Genomic DNA, 3,316 nt, shown 5'->3' on the forward strand with positions numbered 1-3,316 from the left:
CAAACAGCCCGGTCATCGACTGGTTAAAACGCCTTTTTTGCACACTGCTACGTGAAATCCGAGTCCGCAAGCCTCTGTCGAAAGTAAAGATTTCAATCTCGGACGCATACTTTTCTGCTGCGCAAACCATGGTCGACTTTTTCAACAGAATCGGCCAATAGCGGACGCCAACGGATGTCCTCTACCAGAGGCGATTCAGTATGTGATGAAATCTGGTTCACACTCGGAAAAATTCACCTGAGGGAATCTATGACAGACGATGAATTTGAAACACTTCTGATGATGGTGACGGATGAACTGTCACTGAAACAAGCGGAGCTAACCCGGATTTATGCGCTAGGAGAGTGGGCGCGCTGGGGGTTTGAGCAAAGCACTGGCACACTCCAATTCTTCAATAACAGTGACAGGCTGGTAGTCGAGGCAGAGGTCGTGAGGATAGGAAGCTTTTCGATCAAAACGTGTAGTTGGAAATGGGCATGGAGCAATCCCTCGATTGAACCTGCATTACGCCAAGCAGCGCTCCCACTGAAGCAACTCCAAGCCATTACGGGGATTGATCTATTTGGGAACGAACAGGCATTTTCAATTCAAGACGAAACGATGGCATGGGAGTTGGCAGCCTTGGCGGTTCATTACTTAAAGGCCGAAGGGTGCTACCTGGCACCAGCTTCATCCGAGGGCCCCAACTACTATCTGGCAATCACGTCTATAAAGGTTCTTGGCGACTGAAGTGTTTGGTTAGCCACCAATCGCCAGGGACTGCTATGGGTCGACTTAAGCCGATCGCCACCGGCTGAGACCGGCCAGAAGCGACAATCCCTCATTCTCTTCCGTGTAGGGAGCACAACCTGGACAAAAGCACTACCTACCATACACTTGGCAAACAAAGGCACGTTTTTGTTTTCTGGCTAGCTAGCCTAGGTTAGGCCTATGAACCCTCGCTATCACGAGATACACCGGGCCGAGATCAAACGACGGCTGTATCGCTACGCTGATCAACAGTGGGATGCTCTTCTTGGTGCATTCGCCACAAGCATTATCCTTGCGGGCTTTGGGGTCAGTTTCTTTTTTTCGCCCATACCAGGAAGCTGGATTATAGGGCTCGTATTCTTTTCCTTGAGTGCACTTTTTTTCGCCATGTATAGGTGGTTGCTTCGTACCCTGAGAAAGCGGGGAATAGACAGCGGATGGCTCAATACATCTGATCAATTAATTTTCATACTGCTTACTTGTCTGGCTATATTTTTATCTGGCACTAATGAATGGATATATTTTTTTGTCTTTCTTTGCGCTAGTGCATACAGTACTTGGCGTCTACGACAGAACCTGCGAACTCATTTGATGCGCTACTATTTTCGCGAAGCGCGCGAGTACATTCGAGAGGTAGAACGTTACAGCCCTCCCCCTAGACGCCCAACCGTGCTGAAAGCGCCACCATAGGGAAGGAGTACTTTGGGTCGAATAGCGACGGTCTAGCATCGACCGTCACTATGGATGCTCAKACTTCAGTCTGTTCCGCCATTTCCAGGGCATCATCGACCTCGATTCCCAGGTATCTGACGGTGCTTTCAAGCTTCGTATGACCAAGCAGGAGTTGGACAGCTCTCAGGTTTTTCGTTCTGCGATAGATCAACGATGCCTTGGTTCTCCTTAGCGTGTGAGTACCGTACATGGTTGGGTCAAGTCCAATGGCGGTCACCCAAGCTTTCACTATTCGAGCGTATTGTCTGGTCGATAGGTGTTCTGAGTCGTGCAGCCGGGTTGGAAACAAGAAGTCCTCACTTCTAAGGTGGGCCCGATGCATCCAAGCCTCTAGAACCGTTCTGGTTTGCTCAGTGATTTCAAATTGCACTGGATGCTGGGTTTTCTGCTGCATCACGATGGCCCGTGACGACACATGTTCTCCATGGGCTATATCTCGCACTCGCAGCTTGGTTAAGTCACACGCACGCAGTTTGCTGTCGATAGCCRAGTTGAAGAGTGCCAAATCCCGTGTCTTCTCCGCGAGCTGGAGTCTGACCCGAATGGCCCAGATATCTCTGACTCGAAGTGGTGCTTTCTGCCCGACAATCTTTCCCTTGTTCCAAGGCTGATGGCTGTGTGCGGCATTAGTGTTCATGGCTGATCCTCCACGTTGAGGGAGGATAAGGGTGGATCAGTCACAGTGAGTGAGGGGCGCAATCCGACCCAAGTCGGGCAGTCGGGGGCGTAGTGACAGGGGCTTAACCGTTGATGGCGATCGTGCCCAAGGATCACCGATTGAAATTGAAGCTATGCTGGAAAAAAAGACATCAGATTTGTACATGCCGGACAGCCAGTTACGCTGAAAGTCGAAACATTCTTATTTTGGTGGCGGAGAAAAGAATGGGTACTAATGCATCAAATCGTTCTAGAGATTCCTATAAAAATTATGCGATAACTAGTGCTGTTGGTTATTTCGGGTTTGTGATTATTATGTTGTGGTATCAGCTGTCATCACAGATTCCAAATACATTGAATGAGTCGTCAGGTGTGCTTTCGGAGGAATGGGTTAGCGGTAAGCTCATGACGAAAATTACCGATGGCGAGGATGTGTATTTGTTCACCTGTGCTTCGAGATTGAGAGGGTTTTCGGATTGCATCACGAAGCAAAAAAGTTCTGAGTTGTTGGGCAGGCATGCGAGTGTTTTTTGGTATGATCAGAAAGTTTTTCCTGCAATAGAGCAGAAAAAATTGGTCGTTTTGGTGGTGGAGGGGAAAGAAATTATCAGTAGGGCGATGTCGGAAGAGAGGCAGGCTACCGGTAATAGAATTAGTTTTTGGATATACGGTGTCGTTGGTTTTTTTGTGCTTAGCGTTTCTGCTTGCTTTTTAAAGAGGGCAAGGAAGAGTTAAAGTGGATCAGAAAACAGTAGATGCTATTTCCAGTGTCTTGTCTTACCTAAGTACTCCAGAGGGTTCGGCGCCAGTTATTAACTAGGGTTTATTTTGGCATAGGGTATCTAACGATTAAGCTAATAATGGGTTTAAAAGCCCGAGGATAGGGGGCTTTCGCGATAACTTGGCGCTGAGCGTTATGGGGCTTTCAACTCGCGGCAAGCACCTTGCAAGTTGATATGAGCCTCCTTAAAGAAAGAATAGAGGAGTGTAGCTAATGGCTGATTTCGCGGTGTTCTTGTTAGGTTTCATACCCGCGCTGGCATTCGCGACCCACTCATTTGTCGATTACAGAAAGGCTGCAGGAAAACATGTAGGTGAAGCATTAGTGCTTTTTAATAGGGCGCTGGCTGTTATGGTTGTAATAGAGATTATTTTATTTGCCTGGTTGTTTTTCGCT

The 3,316-nt window shown here is 48.0% G+C and carries 4 protein-coding genes; 3 read left to right on the forward strand and 1 reads right to left on the reverse strand.

The window, feature by feature from the left end; genetic code table 11:
• Window positions 1-249 precede the first annotated feature (249 nt).
• Window positions 250-729 (forward strand): DUF6882 domain-containing protein, encoded by a 480-nt coding sequence (locus tag ACXRVY_RS21175; RefSeq protein ID WP_223457604.1) that lies wholly within the window; start codon window positions 250-252, stop codon window positions 727-729.
• Window positions 730-1,498: 769 nt separating this feature from the next.
• On the opposite strand, the gene ACXRVY_RS21180 is transcribed toward ACXRVY_RS21175, so the two are convergent.
• Window positions 1,499-2,119 (reverse strand): tyrosine-type recombinase/integrase, encoded by a 621-nt coding sequence (locus ACXRVY_RS21180; RefSeq protein WP_458238164.1) that lies wholly within the window; start codon window positions 2,117-2,119, stop codon window positions 1,499-1,501.
• Window positions 2,120-2,364: 245 nt separating this feature from the next.
• On the opposite strand from ACXRVY_RS21180, the gene ACXRVY_RS21185 reads away from it, so the two are divergent.
• Together ACXRVY_RS21185 and ACXRVY_RS21190 are read left to right on the forward strand one after the other, a co-directional pair.
• A complete protein-coding gene (locus tag ACXRVY_RS21185; protein WP_223457602.1) occupies window positions 2,365-2,874 on the forward strand; it encodes a hypothetical protein in 510 nt (169 codons plus the stop codon).
• 259 nt (window positions 2,875-3,133) lie between these two features.
• The coding region (locus ACXRVY_RS21190; protein WP_458238165.1) for a hypothetical protein at window positions 3,134-3,316 on the forward strand (183 nt) is incomplete at its 3' end.

Source organism: Pseudomonas sp. P5_A2_2 (assembly GCF_054177685.1).

Excerpts from the sequence above, each read along its gene's own strand:
- ACXRVY_RS21175 (WP_223457604.1), top strand. The coding sequence starts at position 250 with ATGACAGACGATGAATTTGAAACACTTCTGATGATGGTGACGGATGAA.
- ACXRVY_RS21185 (WP_223457602.1), top strand. The coding sequence starts at position 2,365 with ATGGGTACTAATGCATCAAATCGTTCTAGAGATTCCTATAAAAATTAT.